Here is a 23889-nt window from a genome sequence, read left to right as displayed (position 1 = left end):
CCATTGTCATGCCATGCCACATCAGCGCCCGGCCGCCTGCCGCAAGATAGAAGGAATCACGCCGCCGCTACGCAGCAGCCCGGCCTCCAGCTGCGTCTCCACGGCGGCCGTGGCCTGCAGCGCCTGCACGCTGCCATCGCCGCGCAGTATGCGTACGGGCACGGCGCAGCGCGGCGCCAGGGCGTCGGACGGTGCATCGATCTCGATACGGTCGCCCGGCTGCAGGGCCAGTTCCTGCGGCCCCATGCCCGCAGGCAAGCGCAGCGGCACGATGCCCATGCCGATGAGGTTGGAGCGGTGGATGCGCTCGAAGCTCAGGGCCAGCACGGCACGTATGCCCAGCAGGCGCTGGCCCTTGGCGGCCCAGTCGCGCGAGGAGCCCGTGCCGTAGCGCTCGCCGGCCACCAGCACCACGGACTGGCCCGCCTTGCGGTAGCGCTGCGCGATGTCCCACAGCGGCGCGATCTCGCCCGATGGCGCATGCAGGCCATGGGCCACGGGGGCACCGGGCGCCAGCAGGTTCTTCAGTGTCTTGCTGTGAAAGGCCGCCCGCACCATCACCTCCCAGTTGCCGCGCCGCGACGCGAAGACGTTGAGATCGCCCCGGTCGTCGCCGCGCTCCACCAGGAAATCGGCCACCAGGCTGTCGGGCGGGATGGCGCTGGCCGGCGAGATATGGTCCGTGGTGATGTCGTCGCCCACCACCAGCAGCGGGTGGGCCTGGTAGCGGCCCAGCTGGCTGCCCTCGGACAGCGCGGCAAAGGGTGGGCGGCGCAGCGCGGTGGATCGCGCATCCCAGGGAAACAACGGCCCCTCGGGCGCCTTCAGCGCATGCCAGGCCGGGTTGAGCGTGGCCCGCGCGAAGTCGCGGCCGAAGTCCTGCGGGTGCAGGCCCAGCGCCAGCGCCGCCTGGACTTCCTCGCGGGTGGGCATGAGGTCGGCCAGGAACACGGGCCGGCCATCGGCCAGGTGCTGCACGGGCTCCAGGCGCAGGTTGCGGGCCGCGTCGCCGGCCAGGCCGAAGGCGATGACCAGGGACGGCGACATGATGAAGCTCAGCTCGATGTCCGGATGCACGCGGCCCGGGAAATTCCGGTTGCCCGACAAAATGGCCACGGCCTTGGCCTGGCCGGCGCGCTGGGCCTGGCGCACCGGCTCCGTCAGCGGGCCGGGGTTGCCGATGCAGGTGGTGCAGCCGTAGCCCACGATGCCGAAGCCCACGGCCTCCAGGTCCTGCAGCAGCCCGGCGCGCGCCAGATAGGAGGCAGCCGCCGGCGAGCCCGGTGCCAGCGAGGTCTTGACCCATGCGGGGACCTTCAGCCCCAGCGCCCGCGCCTTGCGCGCCACCAGCCCGGCGGCGACCAGCAGCGCGGGATCCGAGGTATTGGTGCAGCTGGTGATGGCGGCCAGCGCCACGGCATGGCGCGGCAGCCCGGCCTTCGCGCCGGACGCAACAAAGCCCGCGGCCTGCAGCGCGCGGGCGCTGTCGCCATAGTCCAGCAGGTCCTGCGGGCGGCGCGGACCGGCAATGTGCCAGCCCACGGTGTCCAGGTCGATCTCGATCTGGCGTGTGTAGCGCGGCTGGGCCTGCGGATCGAACCACAGGCCCTGGGCACGCATATAGGCCTCGACCAGGGCGACGCGCTGTGGGCTGCGGCCCGTGGCGCGCAGGTAGTCAAGCGTCTGGCCATCGACCGCGAAGTAGCCCGTGGTGGCGCCGTACTCGGGCGCCATGTTGGCCACCACGCTGCGCTGGCCCGCCGTCAGCGTGGACACGCCGGGGCCGAAGTACTCGACGAACTCGCCGGCCACCCCCAGGGCGCGCAGCCGCTGGGTGGCGACCAGGGCCAGGTCGCTGGCCTGCACGCCGGGGCGCAGCGCGCCGGTCAGCCGCACGCCGATGACGTCGGGGATGCGCAGCATGGTGGGCATGCCGAACATCACGGTCTGCGCCTCCAGCCCGCCAACGCCCCAGCCCAGCACGCCGATGCCGTTGACCATGGGTGTGTGGCTGTCCGTGCCCAGCATCATGTCGGGCACGGCCCAGAGCCTGCCGCCGCGCTCCTCGGTGGTCACCACGGTGGCCAGTTGCTCCAGGTTGATGGTGTGCATGATCCCCGTGCCCGGCGGGTGGATGGTCACATGGACCAGGGCCCTGGAGGCCCAGCGCAGGAAGCGGTAGCGCTCGGCATTGCGCCGTATCTCGTGCTCCAGGTTGGCCTGGGCGGCGCCCGGCGCTGCATAGGCCTCCACGGCCAGCGAGTGGTCCACCGACACATCGACGGGCAGCACCGGATTGAGCACGGCCGGATCCACGCCCTCTTCGTGCAGAGCATCGCGCATGGCCGCGATGTCGACCAGCGCCGGCGTGCTGGTGGTGTCGTGCATGAGCACGCGGCCCGGCTGGAAGGCGATCTCGGCCTCGCTGCTGCCGTGATCCAGCCAGGCCCGCAGGGCAGCCACGGCAGCGTCCCTTTCCTGCCCCTCCATGTGGCGCAGCACGTTCTCCAGCAACAACCTGAGCACCACGGGCAGGCGCGGCAGGCACTCGCCCAGCACGCCCGGCACATCGGCAGCGTGGTAGCGGACTCCGTCCAGTTCAAGGACGCGGGAAAAGGGGGTCTCGGTGTTTTCCATAGCTGATATTTTGCATTTTGAATTTCTAAAATGCAATCAAACGCCTCATCTCGCTTTCCCTGAAACCCCGGCCACAAGGCCGCCAAGGAGTTTTGACATGTCCGCTCCCTCCCGCCGCAGCTTGCTGCGCAGCCTGGGCACCGCGCTGCTCGCCGGCCTCATTGGCCTCATCAGCCTCATCGGCCTCATCGGCAGCCTGCCCGCTGCGGCCCAGGACGCGCCGCAGCGCAGCATCACTCTCGTGGTTCCCTTCACGGCAGGTGGCGGCGTCGACGCCATGGCCCGGCTGCTGGCCGAGCGGCTGCGCGTGACGCTCAAGCAGCCGGTGGTGGTGGACAACAGGCCCGGCGCCAGCGGCATGCTGGGCGCAGGGGCCGTGGCACGCGCGGCGGGCGACGGCCACACGCTGCTGCTGGGCTCGGCCGGCGAAACCGCCATCGCCCCGCTGGTGCACCAGGGCCGCATGCCCTACCAGCCGTCCCGCGACCTGGCGCCCCTGACCCTGGTCACGCGCGTGCCCAACGTACTGGTGGCCTCGCCCGGCCTGCCGGCCGGCAACATCGATGAACTGGTGCGCCTGGCCAAGGCCAGCCCCGGCAAGCTCGGCTACGCCACCAGCGGCGTGGGCAATCCCCAGCACCTCAATGGCGAGCTGCTGCAGTCGCTGGCCGGCATCCGGCTGAACCACGTGCCCTACCGGGGCGCGGCCAACCAGCTGGTGGACGTGTCCTCGGGCGTGGTCGAACTGGCCTTCGTCAGCTACGCGGGGGCCGCGCCCTTCATCAAGAGCGGCCGTGTCAAGGCGCTGGCGGTGACTTCAGCGCAGCGCGCCAGCTTCGCCCCCGGCATTGCCGCCATTGCCGAGTCCACGGGCCTGGCCTCCTACGACCTGGACAACTGGTTCGGCCTCTTCGCGCCCGCCTCCACGCCGCCGGCCGTCCAGGCGCGGTTGCATGCGGCGGTGGTCAATGCGCTCAAGGATCCCGCGCTGTTGCCGCGCCTGCGCGAACTGGGCGGCGAGCCCGCCCCCATGTCCCAGCAGCAGTTCAGGGACTTCATCGCCGCCGAGACCGCCAGGTACGCCGCCATCGTGACCTCAGCACGCATCGTGGCCGAGTGAGGGCGCGCGCCCTTTCCCGGCATTTGCCTTTCCCTTCAGAAAACCACAGGAGACGACATGCAGCTTCATCCCGCGCTGGCCGCCACGGCCGCCGCCATCCTGGTCCTGGCTTCGGCCACGGCCCGATCCCAGACCGCCCCCGACGGCTACCCGGTCCGCGCCGTCACCATCGTCGTGCCCTTCGCGGCAGGCGGAAACACCGACGTCAAGACCCGGCTCGTGGCCAGGCAGCTGGCGCAGATACTGGGCCAGCCCGTGATCGTGGACAACAAGCCCGGCGCCAGCGGCAACATCGGAATGGAGTTCGTGGGCCGCGCCGCAGCCGACGGCTACACCATCGCCATGGGCAGCTTCGGGCCTCTGGCCGTCAATCCCTGGATCTATCCCAAGCTCAACTTCGATCCCAAGACCTTTGTCCCCATCATCCTGCTGGAGAAAAGCCCGCTGGTGCTGGTCACGCCCGCCGACAAGCCCTATCGCAGCGTGGCCGATGTGGTGACGGCCGCCAAGGACAGGCCGGGGCAGCTGAACATCGCCAATGCAGGGCCGGGCGGTGCGCACCATCTCTCGGCCGAGCTTTTCGAGGCGGCGGCAGGCCTGGACATGGTCGGCGTGCCCTTCAAGGGCGGTGGTCCCGCCGCCACCGCCCTGCTGTCGGGACAGGTGGACCTGATGTTCGAGCAGACCGGTGCGGCCGCGCCCTCCATACAGGCGCGCAAGATCCGCGCGCTGGGTGTGACCTCGGCACAGCGCCTGGCCATGCTCCCTGACGTGCCCACCTTCGCCGAGTCCGGCTTCCCCCAGGTCACCGTCTCCAACTGGATGGGCTATGTGGCGCCCAAAGGCACGCCGCCCGAGATCGTGGCCCGGCTCAACAAGGCGTTCGCCAAGGCCATGGACCATCCGGAAGTCCGGGAACGCATCGTCTCCCAGGGCAACGAGTTCGGCGGCGGCAGCAGCCAGGAGTTCGCCGCCTTCATCGACAGCGAAGCCGCCAAGTGGGGCCGGCTGGTGAAGGAGCGCGGAATCCGAAGGGATTGAGCGAAAGGCGGGGCCTACCCCCACCCTCGACCTACCCCTCATTGACCAGCAACGACAGCGCATGCGCCTCAGTAGGCAAAGGCACATCCCAGCGCTGCAGCAGGCCGAGCAGGGCCGCGTTGGTCAGCGTGGTGTCGCGCGCGCGGTTGCGGGCCAGCAGGGTTGGGCGGCTGGCTTCCAGGTGCACGAGTTCCACGCGGGCGCCGTAGGCCAGGCACAGGTCCACGGTCTTGCCGCGCATCTGGCGCGACAGGTGGGTAGCGTTCCAGACGAAGGGCTGGCCCGCGCGCAGCAGGGCCTTGGCCTTGTCCACGGCATGGTGGGCGGCCGCGCCCTCGTTCTGGCCGTGGCGCAGGCCCAGCTCCGTACGCGCATCGTCGAAGGAGACCACGGGCAGGTCGCCATGGTGGGCGGCCACCCAGGTGTTCTTGCCGCTGGCCGGCAGGCCGCACATGACGATGGCGCGCGAGCCGGTCTGCTCGTGCAGCGCATAGTCGGGATGCAGCTGCGCGCCCCGGAAGTAGCGCACCGCCGTCTCGGCCGAGGCAAAGCGGCGTGGCGTGCGCAGGCAGCCCTCTTCCAGCGCGAACTCGCGCACCAGTTCGATGTTGACCAGCACGGACGCAATGTCCGGGCAGATGCGACCGCGCATGTCGGCGCGCGCCAGCAGCGTGAGCAGGTGCAGGTCCACCTGCCAGGACAGCTCGCGCACGATGAACTCGGGCGAGAGGCCGCGCCGCGAGTCGGCAAAGGCGAAGAACGGCACCTGGTGCACGGCGATCAGCCGGCAGATGGCTTCGCGCTGGTCCACGGGCGCGCCGGCTTCCCAGAGCATGAGCCGCGCATCCAGCGCACCCCGGCGCGAATGGCCGGGCTGGCCGATGCGGCCGTCCTCGCCCACCACGGTGGTCGAGCACTTGGCCACGTCGTGCAGCAGCGCGGCCAGGAAGACCGTCTCGCGCTCGGTGGCGATGAGCGCCGCATGGCCGGGGTCGGCCAGCAGCTCGCGCACCACCATCTGCGTGTGCGTCCAGACATCGCCTTCGGCGTGATAGACCGGGTCCTGCGGCGTGGTTTTGGCCTGCTCCAGCTGGGGGAAGGCGGCCAGGCAGGCCGCGAAGTCGGGGTCGGCGCCGGGCTGCGGCACCAGGGACTGGATCTGTTTCCAGTTCGTCATGGAAATCTCCTTGCGATGGGCCTGCGCTGCAGGCCTCACCAGCTTTTTGAAATATCGGCCGCAAAGATGTCTGCGCCTTCGCGCAGCCCGTTGGGGACGATGGGCCGCTCGCTGTGGTGCGAGCCCGAGTCGAGGATGACCTGCACGAAGTCCGGCCGCACGAACTTGTAGCGCGCCACGGTCTGGCCGTCCTCCTCCACCTTGAGGTACAGGCCCTCGGCCAGCTCGGAGCCGTCGGTCTGCCGCCAGCACAGCGGCAGGTCCAGCTTCTGGCGGGCCACCACCTGCTCGAAGGCCTGGCGCCAGCGCGCGCTGCGGCCCAGCGAAGGGGCCAGCAGCGCCAGCAGGTCCTGCATGCGCCGGGGCGCCGCCCCGCTGTAGAGCACGGGCACCGAGACCACGGGCACGCCGGCCAGCAGAGCATGGCGGCGCGGCGTGTCCAGGAAGCACTGCGCCGAGCGGTCCCAGATGTCGAACTCGCAGAACCAGTGCGGCAGCGCGTCGTAGAACAGCGAGTGCTTGGCGTACATCCACTCGCCGAACACCTGGTAGCGGTCGTCCAGCAGGGACAGAAGCGCGCCCTCATGGGCCTGGGCCCATTGCTTGAAGAGGTTGAACTGGCGCTCGCGCCCGCCGGGCCGCTCGCTGTCCAGGTAGTGGCCGCGCGACTGCAGCAGCAACTGGCCGTCGCCGGCAAAGCTCAGCGCCGCGTTGGCGCCGTCGAGTTTTTCCTCGACGACGATGTGCAGGCCGGCCAGCCGCTCATAGGGCACGGCGTCGTCCTGGTCACCGGACTGCAGGCGCGAGCCGCGCAGGTGCGGCGTGCGGGGGTATTTGAGGATCTCGACGCTCGAAAGAAAGTGAGCGCCTTGGGCAATGGATGGGGTCATGTCGTGCTTTCCGAAAACGATGCAGCACCCCACGGCGACATGCCGTGGAGCGGGAAAAGCCGACGACGACGCCAGGCGCCGCAATGCAGGGGATGCAGCGACAGCGCGGCCTGGCCCGTGGTGGCCGGGCAGGCAGGCTGTCGAAGGGGAAGATGGCAGGACTGTCGGGGCCGTCCGCAAACCGGACGGTCAGCCGCAAGCCCTCAAAAGGCCACGCACCGCAGCGCACACGCAAAAGACATCCGGGGCAAGGCCAGGATCAGCGTGTGACGAAGTCGTTCAGCAGGAAGCTGTGCGGCGGGGCATGGTGCACCTCGAAAGGGTGAGGGTGGATGGGAGGGGTGCGAGTCTATCGCCCGTTGCCCCGCAGGCACAAGCGGCTGCGCGCCATGCCGGGCCGATTGTTGGCTGCTAGCCACGCACGGCGGACTTGAAGGCGGCGCCCAGCGCATCCAGCGCCGCGCGCGGCCGGCCTTCGCGCACGCGGGTGTGCAGCAGCACGGGCAGGCGCGGCAGCGTGGGCAGGCCCAGGCGCGGGCCCACGTCCACGGCGCCCAGGGCCAGCATGCGCGGCGCCAGCGCGGCCACGCCCAGCCCCGCCATGACGGCGGCCGAGACAGCGGCCACGCCGCCGCCCACGAACACCTCGGTCCACGGCATGCGCGCCGAATCCAGCAGTTGCCCGGCCATGGCGCGCACGCCGCAGGGCTCGGCCAGCGTGGCCAGCGGCAGGGGCTCGCCCGCGCGGTGCTGCCAGCCGGGCGCGGCAAACCAGCCGAAGGGCTCCTCGGCCAGCAGCTCGCCGTCGTCACGCCCGGCATGCGTGCGCACGATCACCGTGTCGTACTCGCGCCGGTCAAACCCCTGCAGCAGCGGGCCGGACGATGCGATGCGGATGTCGATCAACAGCTGCGGGTCCTGCGCATTCATGCGGGCGATCAGTGCCGGCAGCTCAGGCCCGGCCACGTGGTCGCTGATGCCGATGGTCAGCCGCTGGCGCGTGCTGACGGCCAGCGCCAGTGCGCGCTCATGGGCCTGCAGCAGTTCGCGCGCATGGGGCAGGAAGTCGGCGCCCAGCGCCGACAGCTGCACATGGCGCGGCGTGCGCTCGACCAGCCTGCAGCCCAGCCGCTGCTCCAGCCGCTTGAGCTTGAGGCTGACGGCGGCCTGCGTGGTCTGCATGGCTTCGGCTGCGCGCGTGAAGCTGCCCAGCTCCGCGATGTGCACGAAGCTCTGCACGGCATCCAGGTCAAGGGGTCGTTGAATCATTGCAATTCATTATTACTGATATCAGTAATCATGGCTTTTCAAAATAGCTGGCACGGCCTACCTTCGAGGCTCCCACAACGCAAAGCAACGCAATTCAACGCAACGCAAAGGAGCCACACCATGCCCATGACCCGGATCAACATGCGCGCCGGCAAGTCCCCCGCCTATCGCCAGGCCATCTGCGACAGCCTCTACCGCGCCATGCGCGAGACCTTCAACGTGCCGGAGGACGACCAGTTCATGACCATCACCGAGCATGACGGCGACAACTTCCGCTACGGCGCCTCCTACCTGGGCGTGGCGCGCAGCGACGATCTGGTGCTGGTGCAGCTCACGGTCAGCAACACCCGCAGCCTAGAGCAGAAGAAGGCGCTGTTCCGCCGCATCGCCGAGCTGCTGGTCGAAAGCCCCGGCCTGCGGCCCGAGGACGTGTTCGTCAACCTGGTCGAGGTGGACAAGGAGAACTGGTCCATGGGCCACGGGCTAGCGCAATACGCAACTTAAGACACGCGGATCGGCGCAACACCCACAGCGCCGCGCTCAGGCCGGCACCGCCAGCGCCGCCACGAATTGCTGGCCCACGGCGGTGATGATCTCGGCGCGCGCCGCCGTGCGCAGCTGCACCAGGGCGATCTGCCGGCTCTCGGCGGTCTGGGCAATGGGCAGCACGCGCAGGCGCGGGTCACCCTCCCAGCCATGCCGCGCCAGATTGGGCAGCATGGCCACGCCCATGCCGTCGCGCACCAGCTCCACGATGGTCTCGATGGAGTTGAGCTCCAGGAACTCCTGGGGCTTGGCGCGCAGGCGGCGCAGCGTGCGCTCCACCAGCTCGCCCGTGTGCTCGGTGCGGTCGAAGCGGATGAAGGGATAGCGCTCCACCATGTCGGCGGGCGCCGCGGGCCGGGCGGCGCGCGGCGCCAGCAGCACCATGGACTCGGCATACAGCGGCGTCCAGACCAGCGAGGGGCGCTTGATGGCCGGGTTGTAGACCACCACGGCCGCGTCCAGCTCATGGTTCTCCACCTGGGCGATCAGCCGGTTGGACTTGCCCGAGACCACATGCAGGTCCACCGCCGGATGGTGGCGCTTGAGCTCCAGCGTGGCGCGCACCAGCTGGCTCAGCGCCGAGACGATGGAGCCGAACTGCACGGTGCCGGCCAGCGGTGCGTCGGCCCGCGTGCCGTGCTTGGCCTGCTCGTACAGCGCCACCAGCTGGGTGGCAATGGGCACCAGCGCCCGGCCCTGCTCGTTGAGCGTGACCAGCTTGCCCTGGCGCGCGAACAGCTTGCGCTTGAGGTCGTTTTCCAGCGTGCGCATCTGCAGCCCCACGGCCACCTGGGTCAGCGCCACGCGCTGTCCGGCGGCGGTGAAGGAGCCCTCGGCCGCCACGGCCAGAAAAGTGCGAAGAATGCGCAGGCTTGGCATAAAAGTTTTTCTTTCAAGATTCGTAAGAAATTCCAGCTTTCACCAAACAGTTTCTATCATCAAAATCGCTGGCAACCGATAGCCGATCGTCCTGATCGCACCCTCCCACTTCCCGGATTTCTGGAGATCTCCATGCCTGCACCCGTGTCCCGCCGCCTGCTTGTCTGCTGCGCCGCCCTGTTGACCTGCGCCACGCCCGGCTGGGCCGCGCCCGCCGCCGATGCCTGGCCCTCGCAGCCGCTGAAGATCATGGTGGGCTTTGCCGCCGGCGGCGCCAACGACATCGTGGCCCGCATCCTGGCCAAGGAGCTGCAGCAGCGCCTGGGCCAAAGCGTGGTGGTGGAGAACCGCGGCGGCGCGGGCGGCCTGATCGCCAGCGAAGTGGTGGCCAAGGCGCCCAAGAACGGCTACACGCTGCTGCTGGGCTCCATCGGCAGCAACACCGTGGCGCCCGTGCTGGCCAAGAAGCTGTCGTTCGACCCGCGCAAGGACCTGGAGCCCATCACCCTGGTGGCCGAGTCCGGCAACGCGCTGCTGGTGAACGCCGCCCTGCCCTACAAGACGGTGCAGGAAATGATCGAGGCCGCGCGCAAGGCGCCAGGCAGCATCAACTACGCATCGTCGGGCAACGGCTCCACGCTGCACCTGGCCGGCGCGCTGTTCGCGCAGCAGGCCGGCGTGAACCTGGTGCACGTGCCCTACCGCGGCAACGGCCCGGCCATCACCGATGTGTCGGGCGGCCAGGTGCAGGCCATTTTCTCGGGCATTCCGCCCGCCATCACCTCGGCCAAGACCGGCCAGACCCGCATCCTGGCCGTGACCACGAAGCAGCGCGTCAAGAACCTGCCCAACGTGCCCACCGTCGCCGAGGCCGGCCTGCCAGGCTATGCCTTCACGTCCTGGTACGGCCTGTTCACCACGGGCGGCACGGACCCGGCCATCGTCGAGCGGCTGGCCCAGGAAGTGCGCAAGATCATGGAGCGCCCCGAAGTGCAGGCCCAGTTCGAGGCCCAGGGCCTGGACCCCGAGACCAGCGACCCCAAGTCCTTCAAGCAGCAGATCGACCGCGAGCTGACGCGCTGGAGCCGTGACGTGAAGACCATGGGCATCACCGCCGACTGAGGCAGGTTCTTTCATGCACGCCTCTTCCTCTCCCTTCACTCCCGGCAACCCCTACGACTCCAGGCGGGTGCCCGTGTTCGCGCGCAATGCCGTGTCCACTTCCCACCCGCTGGCGGCGCAGGCCGGCCTGCGCATGCTGTGGGCAGGCGGCAACGCGGTGGACGCGGCCATTGCGGCGGCGGCGGCCATGACCATCGTCGAGCCGGTGAGCAACGGCCTGGGCTCGGACGCCTTCTGCATCCTCTGGGATGGCAAGGAGCTGCACGGGCTCAACGCCAGCGGCCGCGCACCGCAGGGCTGGGCGCCCGAGTACTTCCACCAGCGCTATGGCCGCCAGGACAAGCCGCCGCGCCGGGGCGTGGACTCCATCACCGTGCCGGGCGCCGTCAGCGCCTGGGTGGCCCTGCACGAGCGCTTCGGCAAGCTGCCCTTTGACGCGCTGATGGAGCCGGCCGCCGAGATCGCCGAGCGCGGCTACCTGGTGCCGCCCGTGGTCCAGCAGAAATGGGCCGCAGGCGCGCCCGAGCTGCAATCGCAGCCGGGGTTCAGGGAAAGCTTCCTGCCCCGGGGCCGCGCGCCGGAAGTGGGCGAGCTGTTCCGCTTTCCCGCCGCAGCGCGCGCCCTGCGCGCCATTGGTGCCACGCGCGGCAAGGCCTTCTATGAAGGCGAGATTGCCCGGGCCGTGACCTCGTTCGTGCAGCAGCACGGCGGCTGCCTGGGCATGGCCGACATGGCCGCGCACGAGGTGCAATGGGTGCAGCCGCTGGCCAAGGACTACCGCGGCCACACGCTGCACGAGATCCCGCCGGGCGGGCAAGGCATTGCCGCGCAGATCGCGCTGGGCATTCTGTCCAACTTCGACCTGGCCAGCCTGCCCGTGGATGGCGTGGCCTCCCAGCATCTGCAGATCGAGGCCATGAAGCTGGCCTTTGCCGACATCTACCGCTACGTGGCCGACGCGGACATGGAGGTGACGCCCGCACAGATGCTGGACGACGCCTACCTGGCCTCGCGCGCCAGGCTCATCGATCCGCGCCGTGCGCAAGACTTCAAGGCCGGCAACCCCGTGAGCGGCGGCACCATCTACCTGACGGCAGCCGACGAGCACGGCATGATGGTCAGCTTCATCCAGAGCAACTTCTCGGGCTTTGGCTCGGGCGTGGTGGAGCCGAGCTTCGGCATCAGCCTGCAAAACCGCGGCCACGGCTTCGGCACCGACCCCCAGCACCCCAACCGCGCCAACCTGGTGGGCCCGGGCAAGCGCCCCTTCCACACCATCATTCCGGCCTTCCTGACCCGCGACGGCCAGCCCGTGATGAGCTTCGGCGTCATGGGCGGCAACATGCAGCCCCAGGGCCACATGCAGACTGTGGTGCGCATGCTGGACTACCGCCAGTCGCCCCAGGCGGCCTGCGATGCGCCGCGCTGGCGCGTCAACGAAGGCCTGGCCATCAACGTGGAAGGCGGCATGGAGCCGGCCACCATTGCCGGCCTGCAGGCGCTGGGCCACCAGGTGGAGGTCATCCACGACCCCTACCAGGACTTCGGTGCCGGCCAGTTCATCTGGCGCATGGGCGATCCCGCCGTAGAGGGCTACCAGATCGCCAGCGACCCGCGCCGCGACGGGCTGGCGGCCGGGTACTAGAAGTGCGCGCGGCGGCTACTCCGCGCGCAGACGCCCCTGCCGGGTCAGCCGCGCCGCCAGCGCGGCCTCTTCGCTGACCAGGCGCTGCAGCACGGCCGCGCTGGCCGGGAAGGGCTCGCTGCCCAGCTCGCGGATCAGGCGGCTGAACTCCGGGTCGGCCACAGACTGGGAGATCCAGCCATACAGGCTGTCCACGCTGGCCGTGGGCGCACCCTTGGGCGCGAACACGCCCACGAAGGTGGTGGCATCGAACACCGGCAGGCCCAGCTGGGCCAGGTCGGGCACATCGGCCAGCCCGCCCCCGGCGCGCGGCCCCAGCACGAACAGCGCGCGCAGGGCGCCGCTCTTGATATGCGGCGTGGAGCTGGTGATCTGGTCCACCACGGCATCGATCTGCCCACCGATCAGATCGACCAGGGCCGGCCCCGATCCCTTGTAGGGCACGGGATTGACGCGCACCTTCACCGCATCTTCCAGCTGCAGCACGGCCAGGTGATTGGGCGAGCCCGGACCGGCATGGCCCACGGTCACGCTGCCATCCTTGGCCTTCATCGCCTTGATGAAATCGGCAGCGGTCTTGAAGCGTGCGTCGTTGGCGCGTACCACCACGACCACGGGCGTGCGGCTGACCACGGCAATGGGCGCAAAGCTGTCGGCGCGGTAGGGCAGCTTGATCATCTCGGGCAAGGTGCCCAACTGGCCCGGCGTGGCCACCAGCAGCGTATGCCCGTCCGGCTCGGCGCGCGCCACCCAGCCCGAGCCCACGGCACCACCGCCGCCCGCACGGTTGTCCACGATCACGGACTGGCCCGCATGCCGGGCCAGCGGTATGCCCAGCGTGCGGGCCACGATGTCCACATTGCCGCCCGGTGCAAAGGGCACGACCAGCGTGAGCGGCTTGGCGGGAAATGCGCGCGCCTGCACTGCAGATGCAGCCGATGCCGCAGCCAGCGCAGCGAAAGATACCGCCGTGCGGATAAAGCCTCTGCGGCCCGATGTGATTCGATTCATTTTCTCTGTCTCCTGCTATTTGAAAATCAATGACCCCAATACAGGCGCACGGGGTTATCGACCAATACCGTGTGCCTGTATTCCTCTGGAACCCAATCCATCAATGCCTGCGCCAATTCGCCAGCGGAATTCGAACGGGCCTTTATTCCGGGGTGCGGCCAGTCCGACCCCCATACGATCCGGTGCGGATTGGCCTGCACCAGGGCATGTGCAATGGGAACCACGGCCGGGTCCACGGCCGATGCCGTTGCCGATATCCGGTAGGCGCCCGAGAACTTCACCCAGGCCCGGCCTTCATTCATCAGCGCCTGCAGGTTTCGGCTGCCCGGCCCGTCGGCGCCCAGCTGGCGCGACGGGTGGCCGAAGTGATCCACCACCACGGCCACGCCCATGTCGGCCACGCGCTGCGCCAGGCCAGGGTCTTCATCCACGTTCACCAGCAATTGCACATGCCAGCCCAGGCCCCGGATGCGGTCGGCCACGGTCCGCAGGCTGGAGACGGAGACCCCGCCCGAAAACAGCGCATTGCACCGTGCGCCCCGCACGCCCAGGGCGTGCAGCGCTTCGATCTCTGTATCCGGCGTGTCCTCGTAGATCACGGCCACGCCCCGCATGCGGCCCGCCTCGGCATGGCGCAGCGTCTGCTTGAGAAGGCCGTGATCGCGGCCATACACGCTGGGCTGGACCAGAACGCAGCGGTCCACGCCCAATGGGCGAAAGGCTTTCCAATAATCGTCCATGGACGCGACGGCCGGTGTATAGGCGCGCTCCGCAATCAACGGAAAATCATCGAAACGACCAAATACATGGAAATGCGTATCGCAGGAATTTTCCGGAAACAGATATTGTTCCGCTGGATTTTCGACTGCGTCGCAATCACCGGCACAGCGGTTGAAACTGGGTGAATTCATGGGCATTCATTTCAAAGCTGGTGCATTGTCGTGACGCACGTAAAATTCAGTCAAGCTCATCTTTGTCATCATCAAAATGAACAGCATTCAACATGCAGACGGCGCGCCGCGCGCTCCGGTCAACCTGCGCAGCATCGACCTCAACCTGCTGGTGATCTTCGAGGCCCTGGTGGAAGAACGCAGCGTGGGCAAGGCCGCCGCGCGGCTGGGCATCACCTCCTCGGCCGTCAGCCATGCGCTGCGCCGGCTGCGCACCCAGTTCAACGACCCGCTGCTGCTGCGCACGGCCGAAGGCATGTCGCCCACGCCCGAGGCCGTGCGCCTGGCGCGCAGCTTCCGCAAGGCCTTCAGCGAGATCGAAAGCGCCATCGAGGTCAGCAAGGGCTTCGATCCGGCCACGGCGCGGCGCAATTTCCACCTGCGCCTGTCCGACTACGTGGGCGTGCTGCTGCTCCCGCAGCTGTGCATCCATCTGCGTGCGGTGGCGCCGGGCATCAGCCTGTCGGTGCAGTCCTTCGACGGCCGCCAGCCCTCGGACCGCGTCGAGTACGAAGGCGTGGAAATCCGCCTTTCCGTCTCGCGCGGGCGCTCGGTGCTGTCGGCGTCACGCCGCCTGCTGGATGACCAGTGGATGGTGCTGATGCGCAAGGACCATCCGGCCGCCGCCTCCCCGCTCACGCTGGAGAAATACCTGGAGCAGGGCCACCTGAAGGTCACGGGCGTGGGCAGCAGCATCGTGGACGAACTCCTGGCCGAGCGCGGGCTGGCGCGGCGCGTGATGTTCCAGGTGCCCACCTGGCTGGGCATGGTGCCCGTCATCGAATCCACCGACCTGGTGGCCGCCATGCCCGCGCACTGGATGCACAGCGTGCTGTCCGGCTCCAACTGCGTGGCGCGCCCCATGCCCCTGCCCGAGCTGGCCCTGTCCATCGACGCCGTCTGGCATCCGCGCAACGACCATGACGCGGGGCACAAATGGTTCAGGGAGCTGATCCACCAGATCTTCCAGGAGGCGTACAGCAAATCCCTGCTCCAGCAGCGCCTGGACAGGGCTGGCACGCGGAGCAACGCTTAACCCAGCCCTCATGCTTTTCGGTGAAGATGCGGTCTTTCCGCCGCACAAGCCATGACACCAGAACAACACACTCCAGCGCTGCAGCGCCGCAACCTCGGCCTGCTCGTGGCCGCGCAATCGCTGGGGGGCGCGTCGCCGCCCATCATCATTTCGCTGGGCGGCCTGGTGGGGCAGCAGCTGTCCACCAATCCCACGGCCACCACGCTGCCGGTCAGCATCTACCAGCTGGGCCTGGCGCTGTCCACGCTGCCTGCGGCCTGGCTGATGCAGCGCATGGGGCGGCGCACGGCCTATGTGCTGGGTGCCATCCTGGGCGTGGTCTCGGGCGTGATCGCGGCCCAGGGCATTGCGCACTCCGATTTCGTGACCTTCTGCATCGGCACGGCGCTGGCGGGCTTTTACGCGGCCTGCGTGCAGAGCTACCGCTTCGCGGCCACCGACGCCATGACCGACCCCGCCGAGCAGGCGCGCGCCATCTCGCGCGTGATGATCGGCGGGCTGATCGCGGCCATCATCGGCCCGCAGGTGGTGATCTGGACGCGCGACGCCCTGCCCATGACGCCGTTCGCAGGCAGCTTCTACAGCCAGGCCGTGCTCGCCCTGCTGGCCCTGCCGCTGCTGCTGGGCCTGAAGCTGCCGCCGCCCCAGGCCCGCGCCGTGGCGGGCGAGGCCCGGCCGCTGGCCGAGATTGCGCGCACGCCCCAGTTCATCGTCGCGGCCTCGGCCGGCGTGGTCAGCTACGGCCTCATGGCCTTTCTGATGACGGCCGCGCCCATGGCCATGGTGGGCTGCGGCCACACGGTGGGCGAGGCGGCGCTGGGCATCCAGTGGCATGTGCTGGCCATGTTCGCGCCCAGCTTCTTCACGGGCCGGCTGATCGCGCGCTTTGGCAAGCGCCGCATCACGGCGCTGGGGCTGGTGATGATCGCCGCCTCGGCCCTGATGGCGTTGATGGGGCTGGAGCTGCTGCACTTCTGGGGCTCCCTGGTGCTGCTGGGCGTGGGCTGGAACTTCGGCTTCATCGGCGCCACGGCCATGGTGACCGAGTGCTACCGCCCTGCCGAGCGCGCCAAGGTGCAGGCCCTCAATGACTTCCTGGTCTTCGGCACCGTGGCCGTGGCCTCGTTCGGCTCGGGCCAGCTGCTGCACACGGCCGGCTGGGACGGCATCAACACCTGGCTGCTGCCCATCGTGGGCGTGGTGCTCCTGATGCTGGCCGTGCAGGGACGGGGTCGCGGCGCGGGCGCGCCGGCCTGAAGTGTGAAGCGCATGTCGGAACGGACGCCATGCCAGGCCATCGGAAATCGTGGTCCAGACCTCTTGTGGAGAGAATCCATGCGTGAAGCCATTGCGCTGTTGTGTGGCCTGGCATTCGCAGTTCCAGCCCTGGCGCAGATCTATCAATGCAGGGATCCATCCGGAGAAATGAATTTCTCCGACCGTCCATGCAGCAGCGCGCAAGTCGGCGGCATGATCGAGCGCCGAAAGACGGATGCGGAGATTCTCCAGGAGCGCGCCGAGGCCGCGCGGGCCAACGAGCGCAAATACCGCCAGCAGGCCGTAGACGCACAGCGGCGCCAGATCGATAGCCAGCAGCGCATGATCGACCAGCAGGCGCAGCAGCCCACGCCTGCATCAGCCTCCCCGGGCTGCGGCCAGGCTCGCAAGGAGCTGGAATTCGTCTCCAGCATCCGCAGTCTCTCCGAAGGCGAAAAGCGCATGCGCATGAATGCGCAGATCTCCAACGTGAACGCATCCTGCGGCACGAATATGCCCTTGCTCCAGGAGCCACCCAAGATTGTCCTGACCCCTCCCGCCGGCACCCGCACCGTAAAGCTCGACCGGTGCAAGGCAGACAGCTGCTTCGACATCAAAGGCAACCTCTATCGCCGGTATCGCGACACCTTGACCGCCTACAACGGGCTGATCTGCCTGCTGGAAGGCGACACGATTCGCTGCGACTGAGCAGCGCCGTCCAACCCATGATGAGCCCGCCAAGGAGGGCCTGTGCTGAACGCAGCACCAGGCTACTTGCGGCCACCCTCGGGCAGGTCCACGCGGCGGCTTCCCAGCCAGAGCACGGCCACCCAGCCCAGCAGCGCCAGGGCCAGCAGCACGGACAGATGCCATAGCGCCGCCTCCAGCGGCGCGCCGGCCTGGTTCAGTCGCAGCGAGGCCTGGATGGCGGCCGTGCTGGGCGACAGCCAGCGCAGCGCCTGCAGCAGTTGCGGCAGGGCTTCGGCCGGCCAGCTGAAGCCGCCGACGAAGGCCAGCGGGATGGAGGTGAACAGCACTACCTGCATGGCACGCTCGCGGTTGGCCAGCCACCAGCCCAGCAGCGCCGCCGCTCCCGCCACGGCCGGGACGAAGACGGCCAGCAGCGCCAGCGCACCCCAGGGATTGCCGCCGCGCGGATAGTCGTGCCAGACGAAGATCCAGCCGAAGTAGTACAGGCCCGAGAGCCAGCCCAGCGTGCACAGCGCCAGCAGCCGCGCCAGCCAGGTGCGTGCCGGCGCTCTGTCCAATCCCTGCTCGCGCCAGGTTCCCACCAGCAGCGCGCCGCCCATGAGCAGTGTCTGCTGCAGGATGATGATGGCCACGGCGGCGACGACGAAGCTGCCGTAGCCTTCCGTCGGATTGAACAGGGCCTGCATCTGCAGGTTGACGGGCGAGCGGCTGGCCTGGGCCTGCCGTGCGCTCTGTCCGCCGGCCGTCAGGCGCCGCAGCTCCACGCCTGCCGAGACCGTGCCGAAGGCCTCGGCAAAGCCGTACTGCACCTGCTTGGCGGCCAGCGGGTAGGCACCGTTGGCATAGACGGGGACCACGGCCTCTTCGCTGCGCACCACGCGGCGCTTGAGGTCGCGCGGCAGCAGCGCGTAGCCCATGACGCGGCCATCCAGCAGGGCCTGCTGCGCCTGGGCCTCGTCGCCCGTGACCAGGGTCACCTCGATGCGCGGGCTGGCCTGGGCAAAGCGCAGCATCTGGCGTGCCAGGCCGCTGCCGTCGTGCTGCACCACGGCCACGGGCACGCGCTGCACGACCTCCTGCCCATAGAACCAGGGATAGAAGAAGCCGTAGAGCACGGGCGCGCCCACCAGCAGCATGAGCACGCCCACGTCGCCGAACACGGCACGCAGGGCGCTGATGAAGTCATGCGCAAAGCCCCTGGCCATCTCAACGCCCTCCCCATTTGTCGGGACGGGAAAGGCCGCGCGCCAGGCCTGCCGTGGCCAGCAGCAGCAACACCAGCGCGGCCAGCAATAGCCCGGCCACCACGGGCAGGCTCTGCACGATGGGCGCGCCCATCTGCAACTGCTCTATCTGCAGCCGCGCATAGTGGGTATAGGGCATGGACAGGGCCCAGGCACGTGCCGAATCCGGCATGGCCAGCAGCGGAAAGCCCACGCCGCTGAACGCAAAGGCCGGCGCCGACAGCAGGCCCGCGCCCGACAGCGCCGTGCGCAACGACAGCGTGAGCGCCGCCAGCAGCGCCCCGGCCGCCAGGCTCACGGCGATCAGCAGCATCAGGGCCAGCGCCACCCAGGCCAGGCTGGCAGCGCCCTGCCCCGGATGCCAGCCCCGTCCGGCCGTGAGCCACAGCATGGCCAGCGTACCGCCCAGGCCCAGGCTGGCCCAGGACAGCGCCAGCTTGCCCGCCAAGGCGCCCGCAATGGCGCTCCAGACGGGCTTTCCCGGGCCCGCAGCCTCGGCCATCCACTGGCCCAGCGTGCGGTCGCGCAGCTCGCGCCCCACGGACCAGGCGCCGGCCGTCATGCCCAGGATGTGCAGCAGCGCGGGAATCAGCGCCGCCGCCAGGAACTGCTCGTAATTGGTGGAGATGTTGAACAGCGACACCAGGTTGGTGCGTATGGGCTCCATGCGCGCGCGCAGCGCCTGGGCCGGGTCGCCGCGCTTGGCACGGGCCTGCATTTCCACGCCGGCCGACAGCGTTCCCACCACCTGGCGCAGGTCACGCTGGATCAGGCTGGAATGCGTGGCCAGCTGGGCGTTGTGCATGAGCACCACGTCGGCCCCCTGGCCCCGCTTGATGTCGCGCGCAAAGCCGGGCGGGATCTGCACCACGGCGTAGGCATTCATGGACTGCAGCGCCCATTGCGCCTCCGAGGCATTGAGCGCCTGCGACTGCACGGACAGGCCCGGCGTGGCATCCAGCATGCGCACCAGCTGGCGCGACAGGGCGCTGTGGTCCTGGTCCCAGACGGCGACGGGCAGGCGCTGGACCAGGCCTGCCGAGAAGATCCAGACCATGAGCAGCAGCGCCAGCAGCGGCACCCAGCTGACCATGGCCAGGTCCCAGGGCCGTCCGCGCAGCAGACGCCATTCGCGCCGCAGGCTGGCGGCAAAGGCCGTGGGCGGGTTCGCGCTCACTGCCGCCGGCCGCTCAACGGCCGCCTTCCACGACCACGCTCATGCCGGGCCGCGCGCCTGCAATGGGCTGCTGTGGCCGCGCGCGGACCTCGAAGGTGCGCGCATCGAAGCCCTGGCCCGCGCGCGTGGCGCGCCAGGTGGCGAAGTCGGGCAGCACCCCCAGGTAGTAGACCTCGAAGCCGGCCTCGCGGTTGTCCAGGCCCGGCAGGCGGCCGGTGAAGCGGCTGCCCTGGGCAAAGCGTGCAAGCTGGTCCTCGCGCACATTGAGCACCACCCACTGGTCGGCCAGGTCCACCACGGTGACCACGGCCACGCCCTGCGGAGACAGCTCGCCCTGGCGGGCCAGCACCTGGACCACCTCGCCGCCCACGGGGCTGCGCAGCTCGGTCTCGGCACGCGCGGCCTCCACCTCGGCGACCACGCCCTGCACCTGGCGTGCCTGGGCCTGGGCGGCGCTGCGATCCTCCTGGCGCGCGCCCGATGCCGCCATTTCATACTGCGCGCGCGCGGCCAGCGCCTGGTCGCGCGAGGCGCGCCAGTTGGCATCGGCTTCATCGCGCTTCTGGGCCGCAACCAGTCCCTGGTCGAACAGGCTTTGCACGCGGCGCAGCGAGGTCTGGGCCAGGTCGGCGGCCGTCTGGGCGCGCTGCCAGTTCAGGCGCGCCATCTGCACTTCCTGCGGGCGTGCGCCGGCCTGCGCCTTGTCGGCCTGGGCCTGGGCGGCATCGCGCGCGGCCTCGGCCTGGGCCAGCTTGGCGCGCACCTCGGGGCTGTCCATCTCCACCAGCAGATCGCCGGGCTGGATCTTCTGGCCTTCGGTGACGCGCACCTTGGCGATGCGCGCCGTGACCTTGGGCGCGATGTCGGTCTCGCGTGCCTCCATCTGGCCCTGGAAATACAGGGGGGCGGGCTGCGCCGCACGCCAAAAGCCCCAGGCCACGAGCAGCAGCACGGCCAGCACGATGGCCAGGGCCAGCCAGGGGCGCCTGCGCCCCGGCGGCACGGGCGCGGGGCCGGGTGCTTCGGGGGCGCTGCGGGGATGGTCGGGCGTGGCTGTGCTCATGGTGCGTCGGGTGGGATCTGTATGTCGGCCTGGGCCATGAATCGGTCGAATTCCTCGCTCTGGCCCGTGCTCTCCAGCAGTGCGGCCAGGGCCTGCACATACTGGTTGGCCAGTTCGGCACGCTGGGTCTGGACCTTGGCGAGATTGAGGCTGGCATCGATCAGGTCCAGCGTGGTGCTGGTGCCTTCCCGCAGGCCGGCCTCGCGCAGCCGCAGCAGCTCGCGCGCAAGATCCTCCTGGGCCTGCTGGGCCTGGTACTGGCGGCGTGCCTGCTCCACGCCCAGCCAGTTCTTTTCGACCAGCAGCGCGATGTCGCTGAGCGCCTGGGCTTCGGTCAGCTCGGCCTGCTCGATCTTGCGCTGCGAGGAGGCGGCCAGCGCATCGCGGTCGATGCTGTCCCACAGCGTCCAGCGCACGGCCACGCCTGCCACCCAGTTGGGCTTGCCGCTGGTATTGACCTCGCGCGAACCGAAGGCCAGCAGCTGCGGCCGGCGCAGCGCCTCCTGCGCGTCGTGCAGGGACTCGGCCTGGCGCTTCTTGGCCTGCACCTTGTCCAGACCCGGATGGTGCGACTGGGCCGCGGTGACGAAGCCGTCCAGCGGCGGCAAGGGTCGGCTGCTGACGAACAGCGGCGTGCTGGGCAGCACCTGCCGCTGCGCCTTGACCGTGCGCGCCAGCGCCGCTGCAGCCAGGTCTGCGTCGTCGCGCGATTTGCGCGCCTGCTGCTCGGCGTCGGCCAGCGCGGCACGGGCCTGCAGGCGCTCCAGCCGGGAGATCACGCCGGCCTTGAGCATGCTTTGCGCCGCCGTGTCATGCACGCGCACGCCTTCAAGCGCACGCTCGCGCAGCCGTGCGGCCCGCTCGGCCAGCTGGGCGCCGAAGTAGCGCTGCACCAGCAGCGAATGCAGGGCGTGGCTGCTGCTGGCGGCATCGGCCAGGGCTTCGTCGGTGGCAGCGTCCAGGCCACTGCGCACCGCATCGGACAGGCCGCCCAGGTACAGCGGCCAGACCAGGGACAGGCTGGCCGAGGCATTCGTGCTCTTGCGCTGCAAGGCATAGGAAGTGGGCAGTTGCGGCAGCGAGGGAATGGCCGGCCCCACCGAGGGCGGCAGCTGGCCGAGGACGCCGTCCAGGGTGCGCCGCGCAGGATCGAGATCGATGTCGGCATTGGCCGAGTAGCGGTAGCCCAGGCCCGTGATGGCCACGGAAGGCCCGCCCAGCCCCTGCGTACCCTGGCGTCTGAGCCGCGCGCTTTCCACGGCCTTGGCCGAGGCGGCCAGTTGGTCGGAGCCCTGCAGCAGCGCCTGGCGGGCCTGCACGAAGCTCATCGCGGCGGCGGCCTGGGAGGCCGGAGCCTCCCCTGCAGCCTGGGCTGCCCCTGCGACCATGCCCAGCGCCGCCAGCCACGGCACAAGGCGCGCGGGCCGCGCAAGCAACGGAAAAAACATGGAAGCGCTCAATGGCATGAATGGGGGCGCCTTGCGTGGTTCACCGATGGTGGCGAAGCTTACACGGGCTTGCAGGCGGGCCCCCGTCGGACAAGGTCCTGTGCCTTGTGCCCCCGGCACTGTGCAGCAGGGCCGATTTGCGTGGCGTTCCATCCCATTTCTGTGCGCAGGTGCCGCGCCATGCCGCTACACTGGCGCCTGCCTGCGCGAGCATGTCCTGGCGGACCTGTCCGCAGGCCTTTTTTTTCTGCCCGGCATCGGCCCGATGCCCCGACTGACCACCATGTCCACCGTCTTCAACTTCACCTTCGTCCCCTGGTTCCGGTCCGTGGCTCCCTATATCCACAAGTTCCGACACCAGACCTTTGTGGTGGGACTGACGGGCGAGGCCATCGCATCGGGCAAGCTCAGCTCCATCGTCCAGGACCTGGCCATGATCCAGGCCATGGGCGTGAAGATCGTGCTGGTCCATGGCTTCCGTCCCCAGGTCAACGAGCAGCTTGCCGCCAAGGGCCATGAGGCCCAGTACTCGCGCGGCGTGCGCATCACCGACTCCGTGGCGCTGGACTGCGCCCAGGAAGCCGCTGGCCAGCTGCGCTATGAGATCGAGGCCGCCTTCAGCCAGGGCCTGCCCAATACGCCCATGGCCGGCGCGCGGGTGCGGGTGATCTCGGGCAACTTCCTCACGGCGCGGCCCGTGGGCATCGTGGACGGCGTGGATTTCAAGCATTCGGGCCTGGTGCGCAAGGTCGATGTGAGCGGCATCCGCAGCGCCCTGGACATGGATGCCATGGTGCTGATGTCGCCCTTCGGCTTCTCGCCCACCGGCGAGGCCTTCAACCTGAGCATGGAAGAGGTGGCCACGCGCGTGGCCATCGAGCTGAAGGCCGACAAGCTGATCTTCATGACCGAGGTGCCGGGCATCCGCATGGACCCCACGGGCCCGGCCGACGAGACCAACCCCATCGACACCGAGCTGCCGCTGGCCACGGCCCGCCGCATGCTGGCCGAGCTGCCCACGCCCGAGCAGCCCACGGACACGGGCTTTTACCTGCAGCACTGCGTGCATGCCTGCGAGCACGGCGTGGAGCGCAGCCACATCCTGCCCTTCGCCATCGACGGCGCGCTGCTGCTGGAGATCTATGTGCACGACGGCATCGGCACCATGATCATCGACGAGAAGCTGGAGGAGCTGCGCGAGGCCACGCCCGACGACGTGGCCGGGATCATCCAGCTGATCGAGCCCTTCGAGAAGGACGGCACCCTGGTCAAGCGCAGCCGCACCGAGATTGAGCGCGACATCGCCCACTACACCATCATCGAACACGATGGCGTGATCTTCGGCTGCGCCGCGCTCTACCCCTATCCCAGCGCCAGGACGGCCGAGATGGCGGCCGTCACCGTCTCGCCCAAGAGCCAGGGCACGGGCGACGGCGAAAAGCTGCTCAAGCGCATAGAGCAGCGCGCCAAGGCCCAGGGCCTGGACAGCCTGTTCGTGCTGACCACGCGCACCATGCACTGGTTCATCAAGCGCGGCTTCCAGCCCGTGGACCCCGACTGGCTGCCCGAGGCGCGCAAGGCCAAGTACAACTGGGACCGCAAAAGTCAGGTCCTGGTCAAGAAGTTGTAACCCCCTGAGGCGCTGTGCGCCTTCCCCCTCACGAGG

General features: G+C 69.3%; 20 protein-coding genes. 9 read left to right on the top strand and 11 right to left on the bottom strand.

Going from position 1 to position 23889, the window contains the following annotated elements; translation table 11 throughout:
• Positions 1-21 precede the first annotated feature (21 nt).
• Positions 22-2637 (bottom strand): aconitate hydratase AcnA, encoded by a 2616-nt coding sequence (locus DELCS14_RS11375; protein ID WP_013801727.1) that lies wholly within the window; start codon positions 2635-2637, stop codon positions 22-24.
• A 97-nt stretch (positions 2638-2734) separates the two neighbouring features.
• Between DELCS14_RS11375 and DELCS14_RS11370 the strand changes: the two genes are divergently transcribed.
• Both DELCS14_RS11370 and DELCS14_RS11365 read left to right on the top strand, forming a co-directional pair.
• On the top strand, positions 2735-3757 hold the full coding sequence (locus tag DELCS14_RS11370; RefSeq protein WP_013801726.1) for a tripartite tricarboxylate transporter substrate-binding protein: 1023 nt from the start codon (positions 2735-2737) through the stop codon (positions 3755-3757).
• Between the two features lie 57 nt (positions 3758-3814).
• Positions 3815-4798 carry a tripartite tricarboxylate transporter substrate binding protein gene (locus tag DELCS14_RS11365; protein WP_013801725.1) on the top strand — a complete coding sequence of 328 codons (984 nt, stop codon included), beginning with the start codon at positions 3815-3817 and terminating at the stop codon, positions 4796-4798.
• Positions 4799-4829: 31 nt separating this feature from the next.
• On the opposite strand, the gene DELCS14_RS11360 is transcribed toward DELCS14_RS11365, so the two are convergent.
• The 3 genes from DELCS14_RS11360 to DELCS14_RS11350 all read right to left on the bottom strand — a co-directional run bounded on the left by DELCS14_RS11360 (position 4830) and on the right by DELCS14_RS11350 (position 8134).
• Positions 4830-5975, bottom strand: coding sequence for an AAA family ATPase (locus DELCS14_RS11360; RefSeq protein WP_013801724.1), 1146 nt, complete (start codon positions 5973-5975; stop codon positions 4830-4832).
• A 35-nt stretch (positions 5976-6010) separates the two neighbouring features.
• A complete protein-coding gene (locus DELCS14_RS11355) occupies positions 6011-6865 on the bottom strand; it encodes an RNA ligase family protein (RefSeq protein WP_013801723.1) in 855 nt (284 codons plus the stop codon).
• A 411-nt stretch (positions 6866-7276) separates the two neighbouring features.
• Positions 7277-8134: a LysR family transcriptional regulator gene (locus tag DELCS14_RS11350; RefSeq protein ID WP_013801722.1), complete on the bottom strand. Its 858-nt coding sequence runs from the start codon at positions 8132-8134 to the stop codon at positions 7277-7279.
• A gap of 120 nt (positions 8135-8254) precedes the next feature.
• On the opposite strand from DELCS14_RS11350, the gene DELCS14_RS11345 reads away from it, so the two are divergent.
• Positions 8255-8638 carry a tautomerase family protein gene (locus DELCS14_RS11345; protein ID WP_013801721.1) on the top strand — a complete coding sequence of 128 codons (384 nt, stop codon included), beginning with the start codon at positions 8255-8257 and terminating at the stop codon, positions 8636-8638.
• A gap of 36 nt (positions 8639-8674) precedes the next feature.
• On the opposite strand, the gene DELCS14_RS11340 is transcribed toward DELCS14_RS11345, so the two are convergent.
• Positions 8675-9559: a LysR family transcriptional regulator gene (locus DELCS14_RS11340; protein ID WP_013801720.1), complete on the bottom strand. Its 885-nt coding sequence runs from the start codon at positions 9557-9559 to the stop codon at positions 8675-8677.
• Positions 9560-9691: 132 nt separating this feature from the next.
• Here DELCS14_RS11340 and DELCS14_RS11335 point away from each other — a divergent pair, with 132 nt between their 5' ends.
• Together DELCS14_RS11335 and DELCS14_RS11330 are read left to right on the top strand one after the other, a co-directional pair.
• On the top strand, positions 9692-10681 hold the full coding sequence (locus DELCS14_RS11335) for a tripartite tricarboxylate transporter substrate binding protein (RefSeq protein ID WP_013801719.1): 990 nt from the start codon (positions 9692-9694) through the stop codon (positions 10679-10681).
• 13 nt (positions 10682-10694) lie between these two features.
• On the top strand, positions 10695-12326 hold the full coding sequence (locus DELCS14_RS11330; RefSeq protein ID WP_013801718.1) for a gamma-glutamyltransferase family protein: 1632 nt from the start codon (positions 10695-10697) through the stop codon (positions 12324-12326).
• 15 nt (positions 12327-12341) lie between these two features.
• On the opposite strand, the gene DELCS14_RS11325 is transcribed toward DELCS14_RS11330, so the two are convergent.
• The gene (locus tag DELCS14_RS11325) at positions 12342-13337 is read right to left on the bottom strand and encodes a tripartite tricarboxylate transporter substrate binding protein (protein WP_013801717.1); all 996 of its coding nucleotides are present in this window, start codon (positions 13335-13337) and stop codon (positions 12342-12344) included.
• 26 nt (positions 13338-13363) lie between these two features.
• Positions 13364-14254 (bottom strand): amidohydrolase family protein, encoded by an 891-nt coding sequence (locus tag DELCS14_RS11320; protein ID WP_083829076.1) that lies wholly within the window; start codon positions 14252-14254, stop codon positions 13364-13366.
• Between the two features lie 70 nt (positions 14255-14324).
• On the opposite strand from DELCS14_RS11320, the gene DELCS14_RS11315 reads away from it, so the two are divergent.
• From DELCS14_RS11315 to DELCS14_RS11305, 3 genes are all read left to right on the top strand, one after another.
• Positions 14325-15323, top strand: coding sequence for a LysR family transcriptional regulator (locus tag DELCS14_RS11315; protein WP_013801715.1), 999 nt, complete (start codon positions 14325-14327; stop codon positions 15321-15323).
• A gap of 51 nt (positions 15324-15374) precedes the next feature.
• Positions 15375-16580 (top strand): MFS transporter, encoded by a 1206-nt coding sequence (locus tag DELCS14_RS11310; RefSeq protein WP_013801714.1) that lies wholly within the window; start codon positions 15375-15377, stop codon positions 16578-16580.
• Positions 16581-16658: 78 nt separating this feature from the next.
• Positions 16659-17288 (top strand): DUF4124 domain-containing protein, encoded by a 630-nt coding sequence (locus DELCS14_RS11305; protein WP_013801713.1) that lies wholly within the window; start codon positions 16659-16661, stop codon positions 17286-17288.
• Between the two features lie 62 nt (positions 17289-17350).
• On the opposite strand, the gene DELCS14_RS11300 is transcribed toward DELCS14_RS11305, so the two are convergent.
• Genes DELCS14_RS11300 through DELCS14_RS11285 form a run of 4 tightly spaced genes read right to left on the bottom strand, consistent with a single transcriptional unit; the run spans position 17351 to position 22223 of the window.
• Positions 17351-18496, bottom strand: coding sequence for an ABC transporter permease (locus tag DELCS14_RS11300; RefSeq protein WP_013801712.1), 1146 nt, complete (start codon positions 18494-18496; stop codon positions 17351-17353).
• Between the two features lies 1 nt (position 18497).
• Entirely contained in the window at positions 18498-19712 is a 1215-nt protein-coding gene (locus DELCS14_RS11295; protein ID WP_013801711.1) for an ABC transporter permease, read from the bottom strand.
• A gap of 13 nt (positions 19713-19725) precedes the next feature.
• Positions 19726-20775, bottom strand: coding sequence for an efflux RND transporter periplasmic adaptor subunit (locus DELCS14_RS11290; protein ID WP_013801710.1), 1050 nt, complete (start codon positions 20773-20775; stop codon positions 19726-19728).
• A complete protein-coding gene (locus tag DELCS14_RS11285) occupies positions 20772-22223 on the bottom strand; it encodes a TolC family protein (protein ID WP_013801709.1) in 1452 nt (483 codons plus the stop codon). Before DELCS14_RS11285 ends, DELCS14_RS11290 begins: the two co-directional genes overlap by 4 nt.
• Before the next feature lie 283 nt (positions 22224-22506).
• Here DELCS14_RS11285 and argA point away from each other — a divergent pair, with 283 nt between their 5' ends.
• Positions 22507-23853: an amino-acid N-acetyltransferase gene (argA, locus tag DELCS14_RS11280; RefSeq protein ID WP_012206372.1), complete on the top strand. Its 1347-nt coding sequence runs from the start codon at positions 22507-22509 to the stop codon at positions 23851-23853.
• Positions 23854-23889: the final 36 nt, after the last annotated feature.

It is taken from the genome of Delftia sp. Cs1-4 (genome assembly GCF_000214395.1).
In the GTDB taxonomy this organism is placed as follows: Bacteria; Pseudomonadota; Gammaproteobacteria; order Burkholderiales; family Burkholderiaceae_C; genus Comamonas; species Comamonas acidovorans.
The sequence above is the reverse complement of the archived record's forward strand: the minus strand, read 5'-3'. Positions and strand labels throughout refer to the sequence as shown.

Coding starts and splice junctions, on each gene's coding strand:
- DELCS14_RS11320 (WP_083829076.1), bottom strand. CDS start 14,254: ATGCCCATGAATTCACCCAGTTTCAACCGCTGTGCCGGTGATTGCGAC.
- argA (WP_012206372.1), top strand. CDS start 22,507: ATGTCCACCGTCTTCAACTTCACCTTCGTCCCCTGGTTCCGGTCCGTG.
- DELCS14_RS11335 (WP_013801719.1), top strand. CDS start 9,692: ATGCCTGCACCCGTGTCCCGCCGCCTGCTTGTCTGCTGCGCCGCCCTG.
- DELCS14_RS11285 (WP_013801709.1), bottom strand. CDS start 22,223: ATGTTTTTTCCGTTGCTTGCGCGGCCCGCGCGCCTTGTGCCGTGGCTG.
- DELCS14_RS11315 (WP_013801715.1), top strand. CDS start 14,325: ATGAACAGCATTCAACATGCAGACGGCGCGCCGCGCGCTCCGGTCAAC.
- DELCS14_RS11310 (WP_013801714.1), top strand. CDS start 15,375: ATGACACCAGAACAACACACTCCAGCGCTGCAGCGCCGCAACCTCGGC.
- DELCS14_RS11305 (WP_013801713.1), top strand. CDS start 16,659: ATGCGTGAAGCCATTGCGCTGTTGTGTGGCCTGGCATTCGCAGTTCCA.
- DELCS14_RS11355 (WP_013801723.1), bottom strand. CDS start 6,865: ATGACCCCATCCATTGCCCAAGGCGCTCACTTTCTTTCGAGCGTCGAG.
- DELCS14_RS11300 (WP_013801712.1), bottom strand. CDS start 18,496: ATGGCCAGGGGCTTTGCGCATGACTTCATCAGCGCCCTGCGTGCCGTG.
- DELCS14_RS11365 (WP_013801725.1), top strand. CDS start 3,815: ATGCAGCTTCATCCCGCGCTGGCCGCCACGGCCGCCGCCATCCTGGTC.
- DELCS14_RS11340 (WP_013801720.1), bottom strand. CDS start 9,559: ATGCCAAGCCTGCGCATTCTTCGCACTTTTCTGGCCGTGGCGGCCGAG.
- DELCS14_RS11290 (WP_013801710.1), bottom strand. CDS start 20,775: ATGAGCACAGCCACGCCCGACCATCCCCGCAGCGCCCCCGAAGCACCC.
- DELCS14_RS11350 (WP_013801722.1), bottom strand. CDS start 8,134: ATGATTCAACGACCCCTTGACCTGGATGCCGTGCAGAGCTTCGTGCAC.
- DELCS14_RS11330 (WP_013801718.1), top strand. CDS start 10,695: ATGCACGCCTCTTCCTCTCCCTTCACTCCCGGCAACCCCTACGACTCC.
- DELCS14_RS11345 (WP_013801721.1), top strand. CDS start 8,255: ATGCCCATGACCCGGATCAACATGCGCGCCGGCAAGTCCCCCGCCTAT.
- DELCS14_RS11360 (WP_013801724.1), bottom strand. CDS start 5,975: ATGACGAACTGGAAACAGATCCAGTCCCTGGTGCCGCAGCCCGGCGCC.
- DELCS14_RS11370 (WP_013801726.1), top strand. CDS start 2,735: ATGTCCGCTCCCTCCCGCCGCAGCTTGCTGCGCAGCCTGGGCACCGCG.
- DELCS14_RS11375 (WP_013801727.1), bottom strand. CDS start 2,637: ATGGAAAACACCGAGACCCCCTTTTCCCGCGTCCTTGAACTGGACGGA.
- DELCS14_RS11325 (WP_013801717.1), bottom strand. CDS start 13,337: ATGAATCGAATCACATCGGGCCGCAGAGGCTTTATCCGCACGGCGGTA.